Origin of the sequence: Streptomyces roseoviridis, assembly GCF_039535235.1 — a bacterium.
GTDB classification, from domain to species: Bacteria; Actinomycetota; Actinomycetes; order Streptomycetales; family Streptomycetaceae; genus Streptomyces; species Streptomyces roseoviridis.
In genome coordinates, this window is record NZ_BAAAWU010000001.1 from 410,211 (window position 1) to 431,026 (window position 20,816).

21 protein-coding genes are annotated in these 20,816 nt (G+C 75.1%); 13 read left to right on the plus strand and 8 right to left on the minus strand.

Annotated features, from left to right (window positions below; translation table 11 throughout):
• Positions 1-26: 26 nt before the first annotated feature.
• Positions 27-2,222, plus strand: a complete 2,196-nt coding sequence (gene katG / locus ABD954_RS01835) for a catalase/peroxidase HPI (protein WP_345483939.1) — start codon at positions 27-29, stop codon at positions 2,220-2,222.
• An 82-nt stretch (positions 2,223-2,304) separates the two neighbouring features.
• On the opposite strand, the gene ABD954_RS01840 is transcribed toward katG, so the two are convergent.
• Positions 2,305-3,270: an LLM class F420-dependent oxidoreductase gene (locus ABD954_RS01840; RefSeq protein WP_345483940.1), complete on the minus strand. Its 966-nt coding sequence runs from the start codon at positions 3,268-3,270 to the stop codon at positions 2,305-2,307.
• A 183-nt stretch (positions 3,271-3,453) separates the two neighbouring features.
• Here ABD954_RS01840 and ABD954_RS01845 point away from each other — a divergent pair, with 183 nt between their 5' ends.
• Positions 3,454-3,990, plus strand: coding sequence for a cysteine hydrolase family protein (locus tag ABD954_RS01845; RefSeq protein WP_345483941.1), 537 nt, complete (start codon positions 3,454-3,456; stop codon positions 3,988-3,990).
• A 75-nt stretch (positions 3,991-4,065) separates the two neighbouring features.
• On the opposite strand, the gene ABD954_RS01850 is transcribed toward ABD954_RS01845, so the two are convergent.
• Positions 4,066-4,539: a hemerythrin domain-containing protein gene (locus tag ABD954_RS01850; protein ID WP_345483942.1), complete on the minus strand. Its 474-nt coding sequence runs from the start codon at positions 4,537-4,539 to the stop codon at positions 4,066-4,068.
• 185 nt (positions 4,540-4,724) lie between these two features.
• On the opposite strand from ABD954_RS01850, the gene ABD954_RS01855 reads away from it, so the two are divergent.
• Positions 4,725-5,750 (plus strand): DNA topoisomerase IB, encoded by a 1,026-nt coding sequence (locus ABD954_RS01855; RefSeq protein ID WP_345483943.1) that lies wholly within the window; start codon positions 4,725-4,727, stop codon positions 5,748-5,750.
• A 53-nt stretch (positions 5,751-5,803) separates the two neighbouring features.
• Here ABD954_RS01855 and ABD954_RS01860 read toward each other — a convergent pair whose 3' ends face one another.
• Positions 5,804-6,409: a hypothetical protein gene (locus ABD954_RS01860; protein ID WP_345483944.1), complete on the minus strand. Its 606-nt coding sequence runs from the start codon at positions 6,407-6,409 to the stop codon at positions 5,804-5,806.
• A 34-nt stretch (positions 6,410-6,443) separates the two neighbouring features.
• Positions 6,444-7,004: a hypothetical protein gene (locus tag ABD954_RS01865; protein WP_345483945.1), complete on the minus strand. Its 561-nt coding sequence runs from the start codon at positions 7,002-7,004 to the stop codon at positions 6,444-6,446.
• Between the two features lie 185 nt (positions 7,005-7,189).
• Between ABD954_RS01865 and ABD954_RS01870 the strand changes: the two genes are divergently transcribed.
• Positions 7,190-8,020, plus strand: a complete 831-nt coding sequence (locus ABD954_RS01870; protein ID WP_345483946.1) for an SDR family NAD(P)-dependent oxidoreductase — start codon at positions 7,190-7,192, stop codon at positions 8,018-8,020.
• A gap of 61 nt (positions 8,021-8,081) precedes the next feature.
• Positions 8,082-9,053, plus strand: a complete 972-nt coding sequence (locus tag ABD954_RS01875) for an ADP-ribosylglycohydrolase family protein (protein ID WP_345483947.1) — start codon at positions 8,082-8,084, stop codon at positions 9,051-9,053.
• Between the two features lie 115 nt (positions 9,054-9,168).
• On the opposite strand, the gene ABD954_RS01880 is transcribed toward ABD954_RS01875, so the two are convergent.
• Together ABD954_RS01880 and ABD954_RS01885 are read right to left on the minus strand one after the other, a co-directional pair.
• A complete protein-coding gene (locus ABD954_RS01880) occupies positions 9,169-9,849 on the minus strand; it encodes a response regulator (RefSeq protein WP_345483948.1) in 681 nt (226 codons plus the stop codon).
• The gene (locus ABD954_RS01885) at positions 9,846-11,096 is read right to left on the minus strand and encodes a sensor histidine kinase (RefSeq protein ID WP_345483949.1); all 1,251 of its coding nucleotides are present in this window, start codon (positions 11,094-11,096) and stop codon (positions 9,846-9,848) included. The genes ABD954_RS01880 and ABD954_RS01885 overlap by 4 nt, the downstream gene beginning before the upstream one ends.
• A gap of 218 nt (positions 11,097-11,314) precedes the next feature.
• On the opposite strand from ABD954_RS01885, the gene ABD954_RS01890 reads away from it, so the two are divergent.
• The 6 genes from ABD954_RS01890 (at position 11,315) to ABD954_RS01915 (ending at position 18,341) form a co-directional block, all read left to right on the plus strand.
• Entirely contained in the window at positions 11,315-11,734 is a 420-nt protein-coding gene (locus ABD954_RS01890; protein WP_345483950.1) for a DUF2690 domain-containing protein, read from the plus strand.
• Between the two features lie 403 nt (positions 11,735-12,137).
• Positions 12,138-12,692, plus strand: coding sequence for an NUDIX domain-containing protein (locus ABD954_RS01895; protein WP_425584022.1), 555 nt, complete (start codon positions 12,138-12,140; stop codon positions 12,690-12,692).
• Between the two features lie 239 nt (positions 12,693-12,931).
• Positions 12,932-15,760 (plus strand): hypothetical protein, encoded by a 2,829-nt coding sequence (locus ABD954_RS01900; protein ID WP_425584023.1) that lies wholly within the window; start codon positions 12,932-12,934, stop codon positions 15,758-15,760.
• Positions 15,761-15,955: 195 nt separating this feature from the next.
• Complete coding sequence (locus tag ABD954_RS01905; protein WP_345483951.1) at positions 15,956-16,207, plus strand: EF-hand domain-containing protein; 252 nt, start codon at positions 15,956-15,958, stop codon at positions 16,205-16,207.
• A gap of 91 nt (positions 16,208-16,298) precedes the next feature.
• Positions 16,299-16,988 carry a GntR family transcriptional regulator gene (locus ABD954_RS01910; RefSeq protein WP_345491902.1) on the plus strand — a complete coding sequence of 230 codons (690 nt, stop codon included), beginning with the start codon at positions 16,299-16,301 and terminating at the stop codon, positions 16,986-16,988.
• 129 nt (positions 16,989-17,117) lie between these two features.
• Positions 17,118-18,341: an amidohydrolase gene (locus tag ABD954_RS01915; protein ID WP_345483952.1), complete on the plus strand. Its 1,224-nt coding sequence runs from the start codon at positions 17,118-17,120 to the stop codon at positions 18,339-18,341.
• A gap of 90 nt (positions 18,342-18,431) precedes the next feature.
• On the opposite strand, the gene ABD954_RS01920 is transcribed toward ABD954_RS01915, so the two are convergent.
• Together ABD954_RS01920 and ABD954_RS01925 are read right to left on the minus strand one after the other, a co-directional pair.
• Entirely contained in the window at positions 18,432-18,710 is a 279-nt protein-coding gene (locus ABD954_RS01920) for a hypothetical protein (protein WP_345483953.1), read from the minus strand.
• Between the two features lie 584 nt (positions 18,711-19,294).
• On the minus strand, positions 19,295-19,768 hold the full coding sequence (locus ABD954_RS01925) for a DUF5709 domain-containing protein (RefSeq protein ID WP_345483954.1): 474 nt from the start codon (positions 19,766-19,768) through the stop codon (positions 19,295-19,297).
• Positions 19,769-20,153: 385 nt separating this feature from the next.
• Here ABD954_RS01925 and ABD954_RS01930 point away from each other — a divergent pair, with 385 nt between their 5' ends.
• The gene (locus ABD954_RS01930) at positions 20,154-20,351 is read left to right on the plus strand and encodes a hypothetical protein (RefSeq protein ID WP_345483955.1); all 198 of its coding nucleotides are present in this window, start codon (positions 20,154-20,156) and stop codon (positions 20,349-20,351) included.
• 226 nt (positions 20,352-20,577) lie between these two features.
• Entirely contained in the window at positions 20,578-20,814 is a 237-nt protein-coding gene (locus ABD954_RS01935; protein WP_345483956.1) for a DUF6480 family protein, read from the plus strand.
• Positions 20,815-20,816: the final 2 nt, after the last annotated feature.

The window sequence follows — 20,816 nt, forward strand, 5'->3', positions numbered from 1 at the left end:
CACGATCGAGCGGAAGAAGGAGCGACGTGCCCGGCAGCGAAAGCGAAAACCCGGCGATTCCCTCCCCGACCCCCACGGAGAAGCGGCCCCAGCGGAACCAGGACTGGTGGCCCAACCAGCTGGACCTGCAGGTTCTCCACCAGCATTCGCCCCTGTCCGATCCGATGGGCGGGCAGTTCGACTACGCGAAGGAGTTCGCGAGCCTCGACGTCGAGGCGCTGAAGCGGGACGTCTTCGCGGTGATGACGGACTCCCAGGACTGGTGGCCGGCCGACTACGGCCACTACGGGCCGCTGTTCATCCGGATGAGCTGGCACGCCGCGGGGACGTACCGCATCGCCGACGGCCGGGGCGGCGGCGGCAGCGGCGCGCAGCGGTTCGCCCCGCTCAACAGCTGGCCGGACAACGCGAGCCTCGACAAGGCGCGCCGGCTGCTCTGGCCCGTGAAGCAGAAGTACGGGCGGAAGATCTCCTGGGCCGATCTGCTGGTCTTCGCCGGCAACTGCGCCATGGAGTCCATGGGGTTCAAGACCTTCGGCTTCGGTTTCGGCCGCGAGGACATCTGGGAGCCCGAGGAGATCTTCTGGGGCCCCGAGGACACCTGGCTCGGGGACGAGCGCTACAGCGGCGACCGGGAGCTCACCGGCCCCTTCGCCGCCGTGCAGATGGGACTGATCTACGTCAACCCGGAGGGCCCCAACGGCAATCCGGATCCGCTGGCCGCCGCCCGGGACATCCGCGAGACGTTCGGCCGGATGGCGATGAACGACGAGGAGACGGTCGCGCTCATCGTCGGCGGGCACACGTTCGGCAAGTGCCACGGCGCGGTCGACCCGCAGTACATCGGTCCGGAGCCGGAGGCCGCTCCCCTCGAGCAGCAGGGCCTGGGCTGGCACAACACCCACGGCAGCGGCAAGGGCCCCGACACGCTCACCAGCGGTCTCGAGGGCGCCTGGACCACCGCGCCGACGAGGTGGGACAACGGCTACCTGGAGAACCTCTTCCGGTACGAGTGGGAGCTGACGCGCAGCCCCGCCGGCGCGCACCAGTGGAAGCCCACCGACCCGGCGGCGCAGGACACCGTGCCCGACGCGCACGACCCGTCCAGGCGGCACGCGCCGATGATGCTGACCACCGACCTCGCGCTGAAGGCGGACCCGGTCTACGCGCCGATCGCCAAGCGCTTCCACGAGAACCCGGACGAGCTCGCGGACGCGTTCGCCAGGGCCTGGTTCAAGCTGCTGCACCGTGACATGGGTCCGCTGGCGCGCTATCTCGGCCCGTGGGTGCCCGAACCGCAGCTGTGGCAGGACCCCGTGCCCGAGGTCGACCACCCGCTGGTCGGCGCCGACGACATCGCGACGCTGAAGGCCCGGATCCTGGACTCGGGACTGTCCGTGCCCCAGCTGGTCACCACCGCGTGGGCGTCGGCGGCGAGCTTCCGCGGCACCGACAAGCGCGGCGGGGCCAACGGGGCGCGGATCCGGCTGGCGCCGCAGAAGGACTGGGAGCTCAACGACCTGCCCGAGGTGCGGCAGACGGTGGAGGCCCTCGACCGGATCCGCGAGGAGTTCAACGGATCCGGCGGCGGGACGAGGATCTCGCTCGCCGACCTGATCGTCCTGGGCGGGTGCGCGGCCGTCGAGCGGGCCGCGCGGAACGCCGGGCACGACATCACGGTGCCGTTCGCGCCGGGGCGTACGGACGCCTCGCAGGAGCAGACGGACGTGGACACGTTCGCGGTGCTCGAACCCAAGGCGGACGGTTTCCGCAACTACCTGCGGGCGGGCGAGAAGCTGTCGCCGGAGACGCTGCTCCTCGACCGTGCCAGCATGCTGACCCTGACCGCTCCCGAGATGACGGCGCTGATCGGCGGCATGCGGGTGCTGAACACCGGTTTCAACGGCTCCCGGCACGGTCTGTTCACCGACCGGCCGGAGGCGCTGACCACCGACTTCTTCGTCCGGCTCCTGGACATGGGCACGGAGTGGAAGGCGTCGGAGTCGCAGGAGAACGTCTTCGAGGGCCGGGACCGGGCCACCGGTGAGGTGCGGTGGACGGCGACCGCCGTCGACCTCGTCTTCGGTGCGCACGCGCAGCTGCGGGCCCTCGCGGAGGTGTACGCGGCCGCCGACGCGGACGAGAAGTTCGTCCGCGACTTCGTGGCCGCGTGGGACAAGGTGATGAACCTGGACCGCTTCGACCTGCGCCGGGCCGGCTGACCCGGCCCGTTCCTCGGTGCCGGCGGCGCGTGACGCACACGCGCCGCCGGCACCGGGCCGGGGAGCCGGGAGCGGGCCCGGGTCAGAGGGCGCGCAGCGCGGGCAGCAGCTTGCTCTCCGCCCACTGCAGGAACGGCAGCTGGTGGTCCCCGCCGATCTGGACGAGCGCCACCTCGGTGAAGCCCGCCTCGACGTAGGGACGGACGGCCTCCACGACCGCGTCGACGTCGTCGCCGCAGGGGATCTGCTCCGCCACGTCCTGTGGCCGCACGTGCTCCGTCGCCTGCTCGAAGCCGGCGGGCAGGGGCAGTTCGGAGTTGAGCCGCCAGCCGCCCACGGACCACCGGAACTGCTCGTGGGCGCGGGCCACCGCCGCGTCGCGGTCGGGGTCGTAACACAGGGGCAGCTGCCCGACGCGCGGCTTGCCCGCGCCGCCCTGCCGCTCGAACGCCTCGACGAGTTCGCCCTTGGGCTCGGTGGCGACGAGCAGGTCCGCGTGCCGGCCGGCGAGGGCGCAGGACCGCGGGCCCGAGACGGCGATGCCGATGGGCGGCGGCGTGTCGGGGAGGTCCCAGAGCCGGGCGTCGTCGACCTGGTAGTGCGGCCCTCGGTGGGACACGTAGCCGCCGTCGAACAGGGCGCGGATGATCTCGACGGCCTCCTCCAGCATCTCCAGGCGGACGCGGGCGGAGGGCCAGCCCTCGCCGATGATGTGCTCGTTGAGGTTCTCGCCCGAGCCGAGGCCGAGCCGGAAGCGGCCCTCGGAGAGCAGCTGCACGGTCGCGGCCTTCTGGGCGATCACGGCGGGGTGGTAGCGGAAGGTCGGGCAGGTCACATAGCTCATCAGGGGGATGCGGGAGGTGGCCTGCGCGGCGGCCCCGAGCACGCTCCACGCGTACGGCGCGTGGCCCTGGGACTCCAGCCAGGGGAAGGAGTGGTCCGAGATCACGGAGAAGTCGAAGCCCGCCCGCTCGGCCTCGACCACGTGCTGGACCAGCTCCCTGGGGCCCGCCTGTTCGGTCATCATCGTGTAGCCGATCTGCGTCATGCCCTGGCGGTTTGCCGGGACCGGGGGTCCGTAAACGGTGGATCCGGCGCCACCCGCGGCGAAGCCCGTGCCGTCCTCCGTCCGGCCGCGCCCGAGTTGCGGGGGCGGCCGGGGGGAGGTAGGCCGGAGTCGGGCGCCCGGAGCGGGCGCCGGCCGGCAGCGGAGAGCGGAACCGGAGAGACCGTGGCGAAGAGCGCGCTCGTGGTGATCGACATGCTCAACGACTACGGGCACGAGGACGCGGAGCTGCTCGTCCCGTCGGTGACCGAGGCGCTGCCGGCGATCGTGGGTCTGCTGGAGCGCGCGCGGGCCGCGGACGCGCCCGTCGTGTACGCGAACGACAACTTCGGCCGGTGGCGTTCGCACCACGGCCAGATCCTCGACACGGCCCTGGCCGGACGGCATCCCGAGCTGGTCGATCCCGTCCGGCCCGACGACGACTCCCTCTTCGTCGTGAAGGCACGCCATTCGATCTTCTACGAGACGCCGCTCGCGTACCTGCTGCGCAGCCTGGAGGTCGACGAGCTCGTCCTCACGGGCCAGGTGACCGAGCAGTGCGTGCTGTACTCCGCGCTGGACGCGCACATCCGGCACTTCGGCGTGGTCGTGCCCCGGGACGCGGTGGCCCACATCCACGAGGACCTGGCGGAGGCGGCCCTGCGGATGGTGGAGGTGAACATGGGCGGCCGGGTGGTCCGTGCCGCCGACGTCGCCTGGTGACGCGCGGCCCGACCGGCGCGGGAACGAGCGGGGGACGGGCCGCCGGGAGGGGCGCGGGGCGGGCGGGTGCCGGCGCTACTCGTGGGCGCTGGGCACCTTGAGGGGGTCGTCCGGGGCCGACTTCAGCTCCTCCTCCATGCGCTCGCCGAGCGCGAGGAGCTGCTTGCGCCCCATGGCCTTGCGGACCTCGGGGAACCAGTCCTTCTCCTCCTCCTCGACGTGGTGCCGCACGTTCTCCATGAGCACCGTCATCTTGGCGTCGAAGCGCTCGTCCTCGGGGTCGAACCCGACGAGTTCCGAGAGCATCCACAGGACGGCGTGGTGCTCCTCGACGCTCTCCAGGACGTGGTCGGTGGTGTCGGGCGCGGCCTCTCGGGCCGCCGGGTAGAAGACCCGTTCCTCGATCCAGGCGTGGGCGGTGAGCCGGCGGATCACCTCGTCGGCGATCTCCCGCTTGCGGCCGTGCGCGTCGTCGGCCGCCCGCTCGAACTCCTTGAACAGCTTCTCCACCGCCTTGTGGTCCTCGCGGAGCAGCACGATTCCGTCCATCGGGTGTCCTCCCTCGTCGGGCCGCCGCCCCGCCGGGCGGCCGGGGCGGTCCGCCGGTGCGAATGCCCCGGACCGCGCGCGGCGAACCTCCCGAGTTCGGCCGCTCCCCCGCCGCCCTCGCTCCCGCCGTCCGCTCCGGGCGGCGGGAGGGTGTGGCCCGGCGTTCCGCGGGCAACCGTCATGACGTGCGGCTACGGACGAGCGACCCGGAGCGGCCCGGCTGGCGGCGGATCCGCCACGGCCGGGGATTCCGCTACGTCGACGAGATGGGCCGGCCCCTGTCGCCCGCCGACCGGGAGCGGGTGCGGGCCCTGGTCATTCCGCCGGCCTGGCGGGACGTGTGGATCTGCCCCTGGCCGAACGGCCATCTGCAGGCGGTGGGAACGGACGACGCGGGCCGCCGCCAGTACCTCTACCACCAGGAGTACCGGGCCCGGCGCGAGCGCGCCAAGCACGCCCACGTCCGTGAGGTGGCCGCCGCGCTGCCCCGGCTCAGACAGGCCGTCGAGGAGGACCTCGCCGGGCGCGGCCTGTGCCGCGAACGGGTCCTCGCCTGTGCGGCCCGGCTGCTCGACCTGGGCTTCCTGCGGGTCGGTGGCGACCGGTACCAGCGGGACAACGACTCGTACGGTCTGACCACGCTGCGGCGCGAGCACGTCCGCTGTGCGCGGGGCCGCGTCGTCTTCGACTTCACCGGCAAGGCGGGGCGCCGCATCACCTTCGAGGCGGCCGACGACTCCGTGCTGCGGGTGGTGCGCGCGCTGCTGCGCCGCCGGGGCGGGGAGCGGCTCTTCGCGTACTGGCAGGGCCGGGCCTGGCACGACGTGCGCGCCGGCGAGCTCAACGCCTATCTGCGGGACCGGTCCGGGGTGGACATGAGCGCCAAGGACTTCCGGACCTGGCACGCCACCGTGCTGGCCGCCGTGGCGCTGGCCGTCTCGGAGCCGGCCGCCCGGGACTCGGTCACCGCCCGCCGCAGGGCGGTGCGACGGGCGGTGGGCGAGGTCGCCGACTACCTGGGCAACACGCCGGCCGTGTGCCGGAGCTCGTACATCGCGCCCCGGGTGATCGAGCGGTACGCCGACGGGGAGACGGTCGCCCCGGCGCTCGGACGGCTGGGCGAGGACGCCGCCTCCGGCAGTCCGGCCACCCACGGCGCGATCGAGCGGGCGGTCCTCGACCTCCTGGACGAGGACGAGCCGGTGCGGTGACGTCGGGGACGCCACCGCACCGGCCGGCCTTCGGCTTCCGCGTCAGCGGTTCGTCAGCGGGTGAGGAGCCGGTTGAAGAAGGAGCGGTACTGGCGCAGGGCCGTCCGCAGTCCTTCCGTGTCGACGTCCTCGCCCTCGCTCCACTGTCCCTCCAGGTTCCGCTTGTGGTCCGCGAAGGTCTCGGCGAGCTTCCGCATCACGTCGGCGACCAGGGTGTCGGCCGCGTGCACGGCCTCCTTGGGGTCGTCGACGAACTGGCTCTGGATGTCGCGCCAGCGGGTGCGGAACTCCACGTCGTCGGCGGGGTCGAGGAGCTGGGGACCCTCGTCCTGGCCGGTGGCGGCCGCGTCCGCCCGGGGTTCGGTGTCCCCGGTGGCGCCGGTGTCGGTCTCGCTTCCGGTGCCGGTGCCCGTGTCGGTCTCCCCTCCGCTGTCAGTGCCGGCCGGGGTGCCGGTACCGGCGTAGGTGTCGGTTCCGCCGTACGGGTCCGTGCCGGCGAACGCCTCGGTGCCGGTGGCGTCGCCGGTGCCGGTGCCGGTGTCGGTGCCGGGGTCGGTGCCGGGGGTCGTACCCGTAGGGGTGTCGGTGCTTTCTCCCGGGTAGACGGGTGGTCCTTCCGAGCCGTTGCCGGCCCGGTCCGGGGTGTCGTGCTCACGCATGTCATGGCCTCCGCGTCAGATGCGCCGGAATGCGTCAGGTGCGGCCGGGGCCGGCCGCGTCGCCGTTGGAGAGGAGTTCGTCGAAGAGCGCCCGGTAGTGCACCATCGCCCCTCGCAGCTGCTCGGTGGTGGCCTGCCCCGAGGAGCTGAGCGTGTTGACCTCGTGCGCCGCCCGGTAGTGCTCCAGGGTGCGGCCGTGCTCGACGGAGAGGTCCCGGATCTGCTGCTCGAAGCCCTCCGTGGGGTAGCCGCGCTCGCGCATGAGCGAGGTCACGAGCCGGTCCGCGTCGTGCACCGCGCCCTCGGGCCGGTCCACGAACTCCTCCTGGACGCCGCGCCACTGCTCGGCGTAGCGCTCGCGCGCCCCGCTCGACAGCGGTGTGATGTCCAGCTCGTCGTGGCGCTTCTCGCGGGCCCCGAGCTCCTGCTCGGCGGCCCTCCTGCTTCCGGCGTCGTCGACCGTGCGGTCGTACTCGGGTCCGAAGCGCTCGCGCAGCCGGCTCCGGCGCCTGCGGTCCAGGACGACGGCGAGCGCGATCAGCACGATCACCACCGCGACGGGTATGACGATGGCCAGAATCGTTCCTGTCGACATCGGCCTCGCTCCCTCGGTCTCTTCCGTATCCACGGCGGCTGCCCAGGGCCGAGACCCTGAAACGGGACGGCAGCCGGGTATGCCGGGCGTGGTCCCCCGCCCCCGCTCCCCCGCAGCCTGGTGGTGCTGACACCAGGTGCGGTACGCCCTCCCGCGGTCCCGCGGGTGCCGCCACAGTGGCGGCCATGACCCAGCGCACCACTCTGATCACCGGCGTCACCCAGGGCATGGGCCGCGCACTCGCGCTCGACCTGGCACCACGCGGCGGCACCCTCCTCCTGCACGGCCGCGACCCCGGCCGGCTGGCGGCCGTCGCGGCCGAGGCCCGGGCCGCCGGCCCCGGCACCACGATCCGTACCTACCTCGCCGACCTGTCCGACCTGGACCAGGTGCACGCCATGGCCGCCCGGATCCGGGCGGCGGAGCCGCACCTCGACGGCCTGGTCCACAACGCGGTGGCGGGCGGCGGGGAGCGGCCTACGGTCCGCGAGCTCAGCCGGCAGGGCCACGAACTGCGCTTCGCGGTCAACCACCTGGCGCCCTACGCGCTCACCCGCGCGCTGCTGCCCCTGCTCACCGCCTCCGCCCCGGCCCGGGTCGTCAACGTCGCCTCGATCGGCCAGGAGGCCGTCGACTTCGACGACGTCATGACGGAGCGGGACTACGAGGGCCTGCGGGCCTACTGCCGCAGCAAGCTGGCCATGATCATGGCGACCTTCGAGCTGGCCGACGAACTGCGCGGCACGGGCGTAACGGTGAACGCCCTCCACCCCGCCCACCTGATGGACACGCCCGGCGTCCGCGCGTACGGCCTCACGCCCCTCGTCGGCACGGAGGAGGGCGTCCGCCCCACCGTGCGCCTGCTGCTCGACCCGGAGACGGCCACGGTCACGGGCCGCTACTTCGACCGGTTCACCGAGGCACGGGCCCATGAGCAGGCGTACGACGCCGGCGCCCGGGCCCGCCTGATGGCGCTGACGCACCGCCTGATCGGTGAGGAGCCGGCGGCGGGCTGAGCGGCGGGCCCGCGGCCGAAACGGAGTGCGCGCGGCGCCGTCGCGCGGCGATACTGCTGCGATGATCACGATGCCGGCCGCCGTCCTGGACTCCTTGCACGGGCTCGCCTTCGGCGACGCCTTCGGTGACCGCTGGTTCGGCATCCTGCGCCGGGAAGGTCCGGCGGCCCTGGCCGCGCGCACCCCGCCTCCCGAGCCGCTGTGGCGGTGGAGCGACGACACCGCGCAGGCCCTCGTCCTCGTACGGGAGCTCGCCGACGGCGACGGCAGCGTCGACCAGGACCGCCTCGCCCGCCGCTTCGCGGCGGCCTACGCCGCCGACACCCACCGCGGGTACGGGGCGTCCATGCACGACGTGCTGCGGCGGATCGGCGCGGGCGAGCCCTGGCGGGACGTGGTCGCCGGGCAGTTCGGCGGGCAGGGCTCCTGGGGCAACGGCGCGGCCATGCGCGTGGCCCCGCTCGGTGCCTGGCACGCCGCCGACCTGGACGCGGCCGCCGAGCAGGCCGCCCGGCAGGCCGCCGTCTCGCACCACCACCCGGAGGCCGTCACCGGGGCGGTGGCCGTCGCCGTCGCCGCGGCACTGGCGACCCGCAGCCGTGGCGGCCCGGCCCCCGCCCGGCCGGAGTTCCTCCGGGCGGTCGCCGAACGGCTCCCCGACGGCGACGTCCGGTCGGGAGTGCGGATCGCGTCCCGGATGCCCCGGCGCACCTCGGTCACGCACGCGGCGGCGGTCCTGGGCTCCGGCTCGGCGATGTCGGGACCCGACACCGTGCCCTACGCGCTGTGGTGCGCGGCGGGACACCTCGACGACCTCCACGAGGGCCTGTGGACCACGGTCGCCGGCCGCGGCGACATCGACACCACCTGCGCCATCGCGGGCGGAGTGATCGCCGCCCGCACCGGCGTCACCGCCCTCCCCGCCATCTGGCACACCGCCCGCGAGCCGCTCCCCGCGATCGTGCCGGGGCAGGGGCCGGCGGTCACCGGGGCGGCGGCGTCCGGCTCCGTGGCGCCGCCGTGTCGGGCGTAGGGGGCGGCGCGGGAGGCGACGGGCTCCCCGGGGGGAGGTCCTCGACGTCGCCCGCCTCCTCGCCGCGGGCCGGCGCGCGGAGGGCCCCCTGCCGCCGGTGCGGCGGGCCCCCGGGTCACACCGGTGGACTGCCCGGGACGACGAGACCCGTCTCGTACGCGACCACGACGGCCTGGGCGCGGCTGTCGACGTGGAGTTTGGTCATGGTGCGGTTCAGGTGGGTCTTGACGGTCGCCTCGCCGATGCGGAGCCGTTCGGCGATCTCCGTGTTGGACAGGCCGCGGGCGGTCAGCCGCAGCACCTCGCACTCGCGGGCGGTGAGGACGTCGAGGCCGGCGGCGGGTTCCGGCGGGTCGGCGGGCCGGTCGCCCCGGCTGACGTAGGCCTCGATGAGGCGGCGGGTGACGCTCGGCGCGAAGAGCATGTCGCCGCGGGCCACGGCGGTCACCGCCTCGATGAGCCGCTCGGGACCGGTGTCCTTCAGGAGGAAGCCGGCGGCGCCGGCCCGCAGCGCGGCGTAGACGTACTCGTCCAGGTCGAACGTGGTGAGGACGAGGATCCGGGGCGCGGGGTCCTCGGCGCGGGCCAGGATGCGTTCGGTGGCGGCGGTGCCGTCCATGCCGGGCATGCGGATGTCCATGAGGACGACGTCGGGCCGGAGCCGCGCCGCCTCGGCGACCGCACTCTCCCCGTCGGCGGCCTCGCCGACGACGTCGATGCCGGGAGCGGCCCGCAGCAGGGCGACGAGGCCGGCCCTTATCAGGTCCTGGTCGTCCACGACGAGCACGGTGGTCATGCCGGTGGCCGACTGCCCCGCCGGTCGTCGTTCTCGGTCACGGGAAGTCTGAGGCACACGCGGAATCCCCCTTCGGCCCGAGGGCCGGCGTCCACTGTTCCGCCGTAGAGCCTGGCGCGTTCGCGCATCCCGATCAAGCCGTGACCCAGCGGGGGGCCGAGCTTGTCCGGATCCGGCTGGTCGGGCCGGCCGTCGTCGGTGACGGTGACGACCAGTTCGCCGGGCCGGTGTTCGACGAGCACCGTGGCCCGCGCGGGCCGGGCGTGCTTGATGACGTTGGTGAGCGCCTCCTGCACGACCCGGTAGGCGCACAGTTCCGTGCCCGGCGCGAGCGGGCGGGCGGGGCCGGTGGTCCGCAGGTCGACGGGGACGCCGGCCGCGCGGACCCGCGCGGCGACGTCCGGCAGCCGGGCCAGTCCGGGCACGGGGGCGTACCGGGCGCCAGGATCCGCGTCGGCGTCCTGGTCCGCGCCGGGGTTCCCGTCGGCTTCGAAGCGCAGCAGGGTGAGGATGCGGCGCAGCTCCCGCAGCCCTTCCTGGCTGGTCTCCGTGATGGTGCCGAGGGCGGCGCGGGCGGTGTCGGGCGCGGAGTCGAAGACGTAACCGGCCATGCCGGCCTGGACGTTGATCACCGACATGTGGTGGGCGACGACGTCATGCAGCTCGCGGGCGATGCGTCGCTGCTCCTCGGCGACGGCGTGTTTGGCCCTCTCCTCCTGGGCTTGGCGCAACCGTGCGCTGAGCAGGGCGAGTTGCCGGTTGCGGCGGCTGATGCGGCGGGTACTGGTGCCGAACGCCCAGACGACGGCGGGGACGGCCACGGCCTGGACGACGGAGAGGAGGAGGCCGAGTTCGGGGACGGTGAGGCCGCTGAGGAGCACGACGGCGGCGGTGAGCGCGGCGGCGGCGGCGGTCGTCCGGGGCGGGCGCTGGGCGGCGACGCCGTACAGGGCGATCGCGGGGAACCAGAAGTTCAGCGAGGGCTGGTATCCGGCGGCCAGGTACCCGGCGAACGCCAGGCAGGTGACGACCAGGACGGCGACGGGGGCGACCCGGCGCAGGGCGAGCGGCAGGCCGGCGAGCGCGGTGAGCAGATAGGCGCCGGTGTCGAACGGCGGCCAGGGGGCCGGGTGGTACTGATGGCCGGCCGCCGCCGTCGCCGCCACCAGGCCCAGGGCCGTCGTGGCGTCGACGAGCCGGGGATCCAGCTCGCCCAGACGCCCCGCCCAACGGGCCCTCGCACGCATCGGACGAGGGTACGGCCGGGCCGGGCGGCCGGTCGTCCCCCTTCCGGGGCAGCGCGGCCCGGCGGGCACTACCGCGAGGGTTTACCCCTGCGGTCAACTCCGCGGTGGACGACCCGGGGGCGGTGCCCGGGGCATCGTACGGGGGCGACACCGCACCACGACCACGCGGTGAGCGCACGGATCGCACCGAACACACATCGAGCATCCAGGGGGAGAACATGATGATCAGCAGGCGGACCGGCGTCCTCGTGTCCACGGCGGCGCTGCTGCTCGGCTTCGGCGGGGCCGCCACGGCGGCGCAGGCGAGCACGGCCTCGCCCGCGTCGGCGATGGCGTGCAGCACGAGCAACGCGACCACCCCGCGGACCGCGAGCGTCGACGGCATCCGCATCGAACTGCGCTACAGCACCTCCAGCCGCTGTGCCTGGGGCCGGATCACCGCCGCCGACCCGGGCGACAAGGTGTGGGTCGACCGCTCCAGCAACGGCGGGGCGTCCTGGACGGGCCCGCTGGGCATGACCACCGTCCAGTCCGGCTCGGACACCCACACCCCGGCGTACAACGACGCCGGTTACGTGATGCGGGCGTGCGCGTGGAACGACTCCACGGGCAACATCCGCTGCACCGGCTGGTACTGATCCGCCACCGGCGTGCGGCCCGTCCCGGGCCGCACGCCGTGGAGACCCGGCGCCGGTCCCGCTCGCTCACGGGGGAAACGGGGGAACGAGCGGAACCGGCGTCGTCCCGGGGCGTGGCGGCGAGGTCTCCCGTCGGTGACCGGCCTCGCCGCCACATCCGCCGGCTCACCGGGGGAGGCGTTTTCGGCCAGGGTCACGCGGGCGGGGCGGGGGGCGTCGCGGCCGGGTCCGGACCGAGTCGAGGGGGCCGCCCGGCAAGGGCCGACGGGCGCCGGACTCAGGGGCGTCCACCCCGCCTCTCGGGTGCACGGCTCGTCCGAAACACATGGGTTCGACACGCGGAGTGCCGTCGTTGGGCTGCGTGACACCCGGACGAGCCGTCGACCCAGGAGAGGTGAGCGCCGTGTCCGCTTCCCAGCCCGTCCCCCGCCCCACCCCTCCGCCGCGGCCCGGCACGAGCGGGACGTGGCTGCCCCCGGAGGAGTACGCGGCGACGCTGCCGAAGGCGACCCTCTTCGGCTGCGTCTTCTTCACCGACGAGCGCGACCGTCCCGTCCAACTGCGGTCCGTCTACAGCCCGGAGCACCCCTGGCAGTGGGCGGGCGGTACGGCCGAGAGCGGCGAGCGGCCGTGGGAGACGGCCGTGCGGGAGACCAAGGAGGAGACCGGGATCGTGGTCCCGGGGCCGCCGCGGCTGCTGGCCGCCGTGTTCGGGCTGCCGGGAGCGGCGTGGCCGTTCGCGACGGCGGGGTACGTCTTCGACGGCGGCCGGCTCAGCGACCGCCGGATCGCCGCCATCACCCTCGCCCCGGAGGAGCACGACGAGGTGCGGGTGCTGCCGCTGGAGGAGTGGCGAAGGCTCATGCCGGCGCGGGACTTCGACCGGCTCTCCACGGTCATGGAGGCCCGCCGCAGCGGAGTGACCGCGTACTTCGACACGTGGGACTGGGAGGCGTAGCCCGGCCCGCGCTCCCCCTCACCGCGGCCCGCCGCCGGTACGTGCCGGCGCCGGCGCCGACGGCGGCAGCCGCGCACCGTCGTTCTCCCGGACCGCTCATGACGTGACATCAGGCAACCGGGGCGGTCTTCTCACCGTCCTCCCGGGGCGAGAGAGGCGCCTTCGACCCAGGAGGTCCGCCGTCGGGATTCCCGACGGCTCCCGGTGCCTCGACGAGAACGATCGTGAGGAAGACCGCTTTGATACGTGTCACACGCGGCATGACCACCGCCGTGGCGTTACTCGCGCTGGCGACCGCGTCGCCCGGACCGGCGTTCGCGCAGCCCTCGCCGGGCGATCCGACGGCCGCCTCGCCGGGCAGCCGGTACGGGGAGCCCCGGCTGCCGGAGGGCTGGCAGCTCACCGGGCGCGGGCCGGGCAGGCAGTTGGTGTGGACGCCGGACGAGCCGGTACCCATGGGGGACGCACGGGTCGAGTTCCGGGCCGGCGAACGACTCCTCGGGTATCCGGTGCCGCGGCCGGACGGCCGTTCCTTCCGGCTGGCGCTCGGGGACGTCCGGCTCGACGGGGACGAGCGGCTGCGGGCGACGGCCGGCGGCCGTGCGCTGGACGCGACCGGCCGGGGCCGCTCGGACAAGGCCCGGCGCCTCACGCCGTCCGCGCCTCCCGCACCGACCGCGCGGCCCGGCACCGGGCAGGCCCCGCCGCCCGCGAACGCCGTGGACCCCGGAGTGCCCGGCCCCTACCGCACCGTCGGCGGCGAGTACGCCCTCGATCCGGTCCGGCTGCCCGGCTTCCCGGAGCCCGTCGAGATGCGCGCCGCCGTGGTGGGCCCGGCCGACGCACCGGGGAAGCGGCCCGTGGCGCTCTTCCTGCACGGCCGTCACTCCACCTGCTACACACCGGGCACCGAGGACGTCGACGGCGCCTGGCCGTGCCCTCCGGGCACGCGGCCCGTTCCCAGCCACCAGGGTTACCAGCGCGCCCAGCGGCTCCTCGCGTCGCAGGGTTACGTGACGCTGTCCATATCCGCCAACGGCATCAACGGGCAGGACTTCCGGGCCGAGGACGGCGGCGCGCAGGCCCGCTCCTCCCTGGTCCGGCTGCACCTGGCGCGCTGGGCACAGTGGGCGGCCGGCCGCGACGGCGCCCCGGCCGCCGTGCGCCGGGTGGCGCCCGCCGACCTCTCGCGCGTCCTGCTCGTCGGTCACTCCCGGGGCGGCGAGGGCGTCAACCGGGCCGCGCTCGACAGTCTGTACACCCCGCCCGCGGACCAGGACGGCCACCGGGGGCCCGTCCGGTGGAAGATCCGCGGCAACGTCCTGATCGGTCCCACCGTCTTCGGCCAGAACCCGGTGCCGGACGTGCCGTCCGCGACCCTGCTGCCGGGCTGCGACGGTGACGTCTCCGATCTCCAGGGCCAGATCTACGTCGACGGCACCCGAGGGGTCAGCCGGGGCGCCGCCCTGCACAGCGCGGTCTACATGGTCGGCGCCAACCACAACTTCTTCAACAGCGAGTGGACCCCGGGGCAGGCGAAGGCGCCCGCGATCGACGACTTCCCGTCCGGGGACGGCACCGACCCGGTGTGCAGCCCCGGCACGCCGACCCGGCTGACCGCGACGCAGCAGCAGGCGGCCGGGGCCACCTACATCGCCGCGGCGGCCCGCCTGTTCGTGGCGGGTGACGACCGGGTGCGTCCGCTGCTCGACGGCACCGGCCGCCGGGCGCCGTCGGCCGGCCCGGCCCGGGTCCTCACCCACGCCGTCGGGGCGCACCGCACGCCGGCGTTCCTGCCGGGCCCCTCGGTCACGGTGTCCGGTGCCGGCGCCCGGCTGTGCGCGCAGGTCGATCCCGACGCCGCCCGCGCCTGTCTGCCGCCCGAGGAGGGCGGCGTGTCCCCGCACTTCGCGTTCTGGGAGGCGTCTTCCGAGCCGGGCCGTGACGCGGTCGCGCTGCGCTGGGAGGGGCCGGGATCCGCGGTCGCCGTACGGGCCGGGCGGCCGGTCTCCCTGGCGGGCTCCGAGGCCCTGGCCCTGCGGCTGATCGTTCCGCCCGGCAGCGCGGGCACCGAGTTCGACGTCGCCGTGCGGGACGCGTCCAATCGCCGCGCGCACCTGGGCCGGGTCCGCGCCGACGGTCTGCCGGGCAGCGAGCGGACCGCCTCGTACTGGGCGCGTGAGGTGCGCGTCCCGCTGGCCGCGGCCGTGCGCGCGGGCCTGGACACCCGGCGGATCGGGACGCTCGAACTGACCCCGCGGAGCGGCTCCGGCCGGGCGTGGCTCATGGACGCTTGGGGCTGGCGGCCCGGCACGCCGAAGGCGGCCCCCGCGCCGCTGGCCCGGGTCGACATCGGCCGGCTGACGGTCGACGAGGGCGACGAGGGGGTCCGTACGTACCGGGTTCCGGTGCGGGTGACCGGCAAGGGCGCGGGGCAGGTCAGGCTGTTCGTGCCCCGGCCGGACGGCGACGAGGTCGCGTCCCGCGTGGTGACGGTCCGCCCCGGGCGGCACGACATCGAGATACCGGTCGAGGTGCGGGGCAACACCCGTTACGGCTACGACGTGGCGCGGGACGCCTTCGTCAAGGCGGTGCGCGGCAGTGTGGTCGGATCGCACCGCGGCGGGGTGACCGCGCGGAACGACGACCCGCTGCCCACGGTGAGCGTGACGCCCGTCGCGGTCGACGTGACCGAGGGCAAGGCGCTGACCTGGCGGGTGACGCTGTCCGCGGCCGCCGACGCGGACGTGATGGGCGGCGTCGAGTTCCTGCCGGTGACCCGGGGCACGGAGCTGTCGACGGCGGACGTGGACCGGCGCTGGCTCGAGGAGCACTTCTGGATCGTGCCCGACCCGCCGCGGCCGCTGTCCCGGCCGGTGGAGGACGGCGCGTACCTCGCGTTCTCCGTCCCGGCCGGGGAGACGAGCACGGAGGTCACCGTTCCCACCGTCGCGGACGGGGTCGCCGAGCCGGCGGAGTCGGTGCGGGGCGGGCTGTTCGCCTACGACGCGGAGTGGGAGCGGGTGCCCGGTCCGGAGCTGACGGGGACGGTGCGGGACGCGGGCTGACCGGCCGCGGTCGCACGGCCCGAACGGCCGGGGAGGGGCGGTCCGAGCGGCCGCCCCTCTCCCGTCCGCCGTCGCGGGTGCGGGTGCGGGTCGGGTGGGGGTGGGAGGCAACTTCGTGACCGTCTCCCGCGTCCTTCCCCACAGCACCCCTCGGCCCGTACGCGGCCGCCCAGGATTCGTCGAACAGGACACGTGATGAGCGACAAGGCCCGGCTTCTCTTCGACGCGCTCGACCTCGACCACGACGGCACGCTGACGCGCACGGAGGTCATCGGCGCCCTGCGGGCCAAGGGCCCGACCCTCGCCGCCCAGGGCGTGATCCCGCTGTGGGGCGTGAGCGGCGACGACGCCGCCTCCGCGCTGTTCGACCAGGCCGACCAGAACGGCGACCGCGTCCTGACGTTCGAGGAGTTCGCCGCCCTGGTGAACCGCCGCTTCGGCTGGTGAGGGACCGGCGCCCACCCGACGTATCCTCGGCGCGGACACGCGGCGAGGGACGGACAGGGACGTGAAGAGGTCGGACGAGGTGGCGGGCGGGGTGCCGGGCGGGCGAGCCCGCGGCGGCGGGGACGGTTCGCGCACGGCCGGGGCCGCGTCGCTGAGCGCGCGGGCGCGCGAGGAGGTGCTCCAGCGGATCGTCGACCAGCGCTACCCCCAGGGCGCCCGGCTCGTGGAGCGGGAGGTCGCCGAGGAGCTGAGCATGTCCCGCGTCCCCGTGCGGGAGGCGCTGCGCGCGCTGGTCGCGGAGGGGCTCCTCGAACTCCTCCCCCACAGCGGTGTGCGCGTGCGGCGGCTGGAGCGCGCCGACGTGGAGCACCTGTACGAGGTGTGGGAGCCGTTGGCGGTCCAGGCTTCGCGGCTCGCGGCGCGGGCCGTCGCGGCCGGCGACACGGCGGGGCTCGCCGTGCTCGAAGAGCGGCTGCGGCAGGCGGAGGAGGCGGCCGCCGAGGACGAGGGGGCGCGCGAGGTGGCCGCGCACACCGCCTTCCACGAGGACATCGTCGCCATGGCCGGCAATCCGCTGCTCGGCCGCACCATGGAGCAGTTGAGCCGGCAGTTGCGGCTGCTGTTCGGGTTGCGCGCCGAGCCGGCGCACATGCGGGCCCAGCACGCCGAGATGCACCGGCACATCGCCGCCGGCGACCAGGAGGCCGCGGCGGCGAGCACGCTGCTGCACGTGCGGGACAGCAGGGCGGTCGCCCTGCGCAGCCTTTTCGGCGAAGCCTAGGCTTTGTATACCATCCCGCCATCCCATCCTCGACCAATCCAGCACATCCCCGCTCCACGGCGCACCTCTTGTTCGCCGAAGGAAGCTTGGTATACAAAACGGGGACCAGTAACGGCCGAAGGAGTCCCCGTGCAGTCCTCCTCCCCCTCCACCGGCGTGCTCTCGCGCGAGGCGCGGACGGTGGTCTTCCGTGACGTACGGCCGTTCGGCGCGGCGGAGGCCACGGACCTGGTGGTCGCCGACGGCCGCATCGCGGACGGGCCCGCGCCGCGCGGGGCGACGGTGGTGGACGGAGGCGGCCGGATCGCGCTGCCCTCGCTCGTGGACGCCCACATCCACCCCGACAAGACGACGTGGGGCGGCTCCTGGGTGTCCCGGCGCCCGGCGAGCGGCATCGCGGACTACGCCGAGCAGGACGTGGAGCTGTTCCAGGGCCGGCGCCGCCCCGTCGCGGAGCGCGCGTACGGGCTGATGTCCCACGCCGTCGCCCGTGGCACCCGCGCCATGCGGGCCCACGCCGATGTCGCCCCGGCCTACGGCCTGGCCTGCGTCGAGGGACTGGCGAAGGCCCGCGAACGACTGCGGCACGCGCTCGACGTGCAGATCGTGGCCTTCCCGCAGCACGGCGTCGTGCGCACGCCGGGCACGGCGCGACTCCTGGAGGACGCGGCGCGCGCCGGCGTCGTCGACCTGATCGGCGGCATCGACCCCGTCGGCTTCGACCAGGCTCTCGACGAGCAGCTCGACCTGGTCTTCGGCATCGCCGGCCGGCACGGCGTCGGCGTCGACATCCATCTGCACGACCGCGGCGACAACGGCCTCGTGGCCCTGCGCGGGATCATCGACCGCACCCGCGCCCTGGGCCTCGCCGGGCGGGTCACCGTCAGCCACGTCTTCTGCCTGCCGGCCCTCTCCGAGCGCGAACTCGACTCCCTCGCCGCCGGCCTGGGCGAGCAGGACATCGCCCTGACCACGGTGGCACCGTCCGACTCCCTCGTGCTGCCGATCGCCCGGCTGCGCGAGCACGGCGTGCGCGTCGGGCTCGGCTCGGACGGGGTGCGGGACGCCTGGAGCCCGTTCGGCGACGCGGACATGCTGCACCGCGCCCACATCCTCGGCCGGGTCACGGACGTCCGGCTCGACGAGGAACTGGCGGACTGCTACGACGTCGCCGCACACGGGGGCGCCGACGTCCTGGGCCTTCCGCACGCCGACCTCACGCCCGGCGCTCCGGCCGACTTCGTCCTCGTGCGGGGCGAGTGCCTGCCGCAGGTGGTCGTGGACATGCCCCGCCGGGACATGGTCGTCCACGGCGGGGCCGTCGTCGCCCGTGACGGTGAGTTCCTCGTCTGAACCGCAGACCGCGAGCCCTCGGGATCCCGGGTCCCGGCCCGGCGCGCCCGGCCGGTCCCGTCCCGGCCGGTCCCGGCCCGGCCAGCGGTGCTACGCCGCCGCGGGGCGGGGCGGCCGGGCGGGGGTCAGCGGGCCGACCACGGTGAGCGGGATGCCCAGCGTCTCGCAGATCCGGCGGGCCCTGGACAGCGCGCTCAGCGAGGCCGGTGACGGGTCGGACGTCGGGAGCTGGATGCGGACGTGCCGCGGCCGGTGGGCGTAGAGCAGCGCCTCCGTCTCCAGGAAGGCGGCGGCCCGGCTGGTCACGTCGAGGTCCCGCAGCAGCGACAGGTGCAGGACGCCGTCCTCGAAGGCGTGGCTGATGAGCATGACGGTCTCCTTCCGCCGCTCGAGGGGCCGCCCCGGCCGCACGGCGTGCTGTGGGGATGAGCAGGGCAGGCGGGGCGGCTCACCCAGGATGCGGAGAAGCGGGCGACGTGCGTCCTTTCGCGGCACGTGCCGGGGAGCGCGGAGGGCGGTGCCGACGGCGTCCGTGCCGGCCCGGACCCGTACGCGGACTCGTACGCCTTCGTACGGAGTCGTCGTACCGGACAAGGCTAGGCAGAGGCCCGCCGTGATCGCACCCGCACGCCCCCGGGACCCGGCGGGAACCGGGTGCCGGGGGCGTGCGGGCGGCCGTTCCGACGGCCTGTGGACGAGCTGCTACGGGTGGTCACCGGGTCGGCGTTCCCGTCGGGTGGCCCGGTGGTGGCGTACGCGGACGCCCGGGGTCCTTCGCGGGCCACGGGCCCGAGGGGGCCGGGCTCCGCCGCCGTCCCCCGCATCGGTCCGTGGTGCTGTCGGGCCGGGTCCGGTCGTGGGGCCCGGCCGTCGGTCGTGAGCGTCGGCGGGACGGCCGCCCGGTCCGCCGGCCCGGCGCCTCCGCGCTCGGCGAGGGGCCGGCGGCGGGGCGGTCAGCGGCCGTCGATGCCGGTGTCCCGGTGGACCGCCGCCTCCTCGGCCGACGCCGTTCCGTCGTCGATCCCCACGTCCTCGGCGGCGACCCCGCCGGAGACGGCCGGCCCGGCGCCGACGAGCCGCCCGGCCCGGGTGGCGCCGGCCTCCTCGTCGACGGGCTCGCCCTCCCCGTCCGGGAGGTCGCCCAGCTCGTCTCCGCGGGCCGCTGTCACGTCCGGGCGCTCCTGGGCGAGCCGGTCGTCCAGGGACGAGCCCTCGCGCTGCTCGCGCGGGGTGGTGCCGTGCCGGGTGACGGCGGTCGGCCGGTCGGGCGGCGAGTAGCCGGGGTCCTCCACGGCCTCGGTGGCGTCGGTGTCCAGGGCGTTCTCGGGGTCGTACGGGTCGCTGGGCCGGTTGGAGGCGTCCGAGCCGGTCGGCTGGTACACCTCGTCCCCTCGCCCGTCCGCTGTCGTCGCGGGGTCCTCTGACATCGTCAGGGCTCCTCTCGGTCGTTCGTGCGTTTCGGTGTGCCGGGTACGTCCGCCGCCGGGCCGTACGCGTCGGCTCGTCCTGCTTCGGGAGCCGGCGTCGTCGTGCCTCACGATCGGCGTGGTCGCCTTGACGTGCCGCTGCCGCGCCGCCCGGTCATCCGCGGTCCTCCTGGGTCGGCTCCCGTCGCCGGGGTGGGCGACCGGACGGGGGGCGGCGGCCGCTGCGGCGTCGGCACGCCGGGCGCGGCCTGCCGGCTGCGCGGTGTCTGCCCGTGCGACTACCCCGGCGGGCGCGGGACAGACACCGGATCCGCGGGACGAATGAAATCCACGGGACGGGTGAGACGCCCGGCGAACCCTTCCGTCACACGGCGAGGAGAACCCGATGAGCAACCCCCAGCAACCGGAGCAGAGGCGCAGCGGGCGAGGAGCCGGGACCCCGCAGGACAGCTCGGCCCTCAAGGCGAACCAGCCGGCGGGGTCGCGGGGCAAGGGCCGGCCGCACGGCACCGACAAGGGCGAGCGCGGCGGCGGTGAGGGCGGCGGCACGCCTCCCGACCAGCAGCCCGAACCGCACGCCTGACCGACGGGCCCGCCCCTCGCGGGCGGCGACGTCCTGGGCCTTCGGCTTCGCGCCGGAGGCCCCTTTCCGTGCCGGTGAGGACGAGGGCCGGCGCGGTGCGGACCAGGCCCCCGCGACCGGGCGGCCGGACGGCCGGCGGAGCCGATGGCCGATGGCCGGATGCGGGGCGCGACCCGTGGGTAGGCGCCGGGCACGCGGCCGACCGGCCGCCGAGGAGGTGACCGTCATGACCACCCCGAGCAACCCCGACCCCGACCCCCGGACCTCGGCGGGCCTGGAGCCGGGCGGCGGCGTGCCGCCGGGCGAGACGCCTCCGGCGGAGGCGGGCACGGGTACCGGAACGGGGCCCTACCGGCGCCCCACCCGTGGCTGGGCCGCCGGCCCCATGGTCGTCCTGTGGATCCTGGTCCTCGTCGTCGCCCTGTTCTTCGCGGTGTACGGCATCGTCCTGGCCACGCGCTGAAC

Bases quoted from the DNA above. Each gene is read 5' to 3' on its own strand.
- ABD954_RS01840 (WP_345483940.1), bottom strand. From the start codon at position 3,270: ATGACGCAGATCGGCTACACGATGATGACCGAACAGGCGGGCCCCAGG.
- ABD954_RS01850 (WP_345483942.1), bottom strand. From the start codon at position 4,539: ATGGACGGAATCGTGCTGCTCCGCGAGGACCACAAGGCGGTGGAGAAG.
- ABD954_RS01860 (WP_345483944.1), bottom strand. From the start codon at position 6,409: ATGCGTGAGCACGACACCCCGGACCGGGCCGGCAACGGCTCGGAAGGA.
- ABD954_RS01865 (WP_345483945.1), bottom strand. From the start codon at position 7,004: ATGTCGACAGGAACGATTCTGGCCATCGTCATACCCGTCGCGGTGGTG.
- ABD954_RS01870 (WP_345483946.1), top strand. From the start codon at position 7,190: ATGACCCAGCGCACCACTCTGATCACCGGCGTCACCCAGGGCATGGGC.
- ABD954_RS01875 (WP_345483947.1), top strand. From the start codon at position 8,082: ATGATCACGATGCCGGCCGCCGTCCTGGACTCCTTGCACGGGCTCGCC.
- ABD954_RS01880 (WP_345483948.1), bottom strand. From the start codon at position 9,849: ATGACCACCGTGCTCGTCGTGGACGACCAGGACCTGATAAGGGCCGGC.
- ABD954_RS01885 (WP_345483949.1), bottom strand. From the start codon at position 11,096: ATGCGTGCGAGGGCCCGTTGGGCGGGGCGTCTGGGCGAGCTGGATCCC.
- ABD954_RS01890 (WP_345483950.1), top strand. From the start codon at position 11,315: ATGATGATCAGCAGGCGGACCGGCGTCCTCGTGTCCACGGCGGCGCTG.
- ABD954_RS01905 (WP_345483951.1), top strand. From the start codon at position 15,956: ATGAGCGACAAGGCCCGGCTTCTCTTCGACGCGCTCGACCTCGACCAC.
- ABD954_RS01920 (WP_345483953.1), bottom strand. From the start codon at position 18,710: ATGCTCATCAGCCACGCCTTCGAGGACGGCGTCCTGCACCTGTCGCTG.
- ABD954_RS01925 (WP_345483954.1), bottom strand. From the start codon at position 19,768: ATGTCAGAGGACCCCGCGACGACAGCGGACGGGCGAGGGGACGAGGTG.
- ABD954_RS01930 (WP_345483955.1), top strand. From the start codon at position 20,154: ATGAGCAACCCCCAGCAACCGGAGCAGAGGCGCAGCGGGCGAGGAGCC.
- ABD954_RS01935 (WP_345483956.1), top strand. From the start codon at position 20,578: ATGACCACCCCGAGCAACCCCGACCCCGACCCCCGGACCTCGGCGGGC.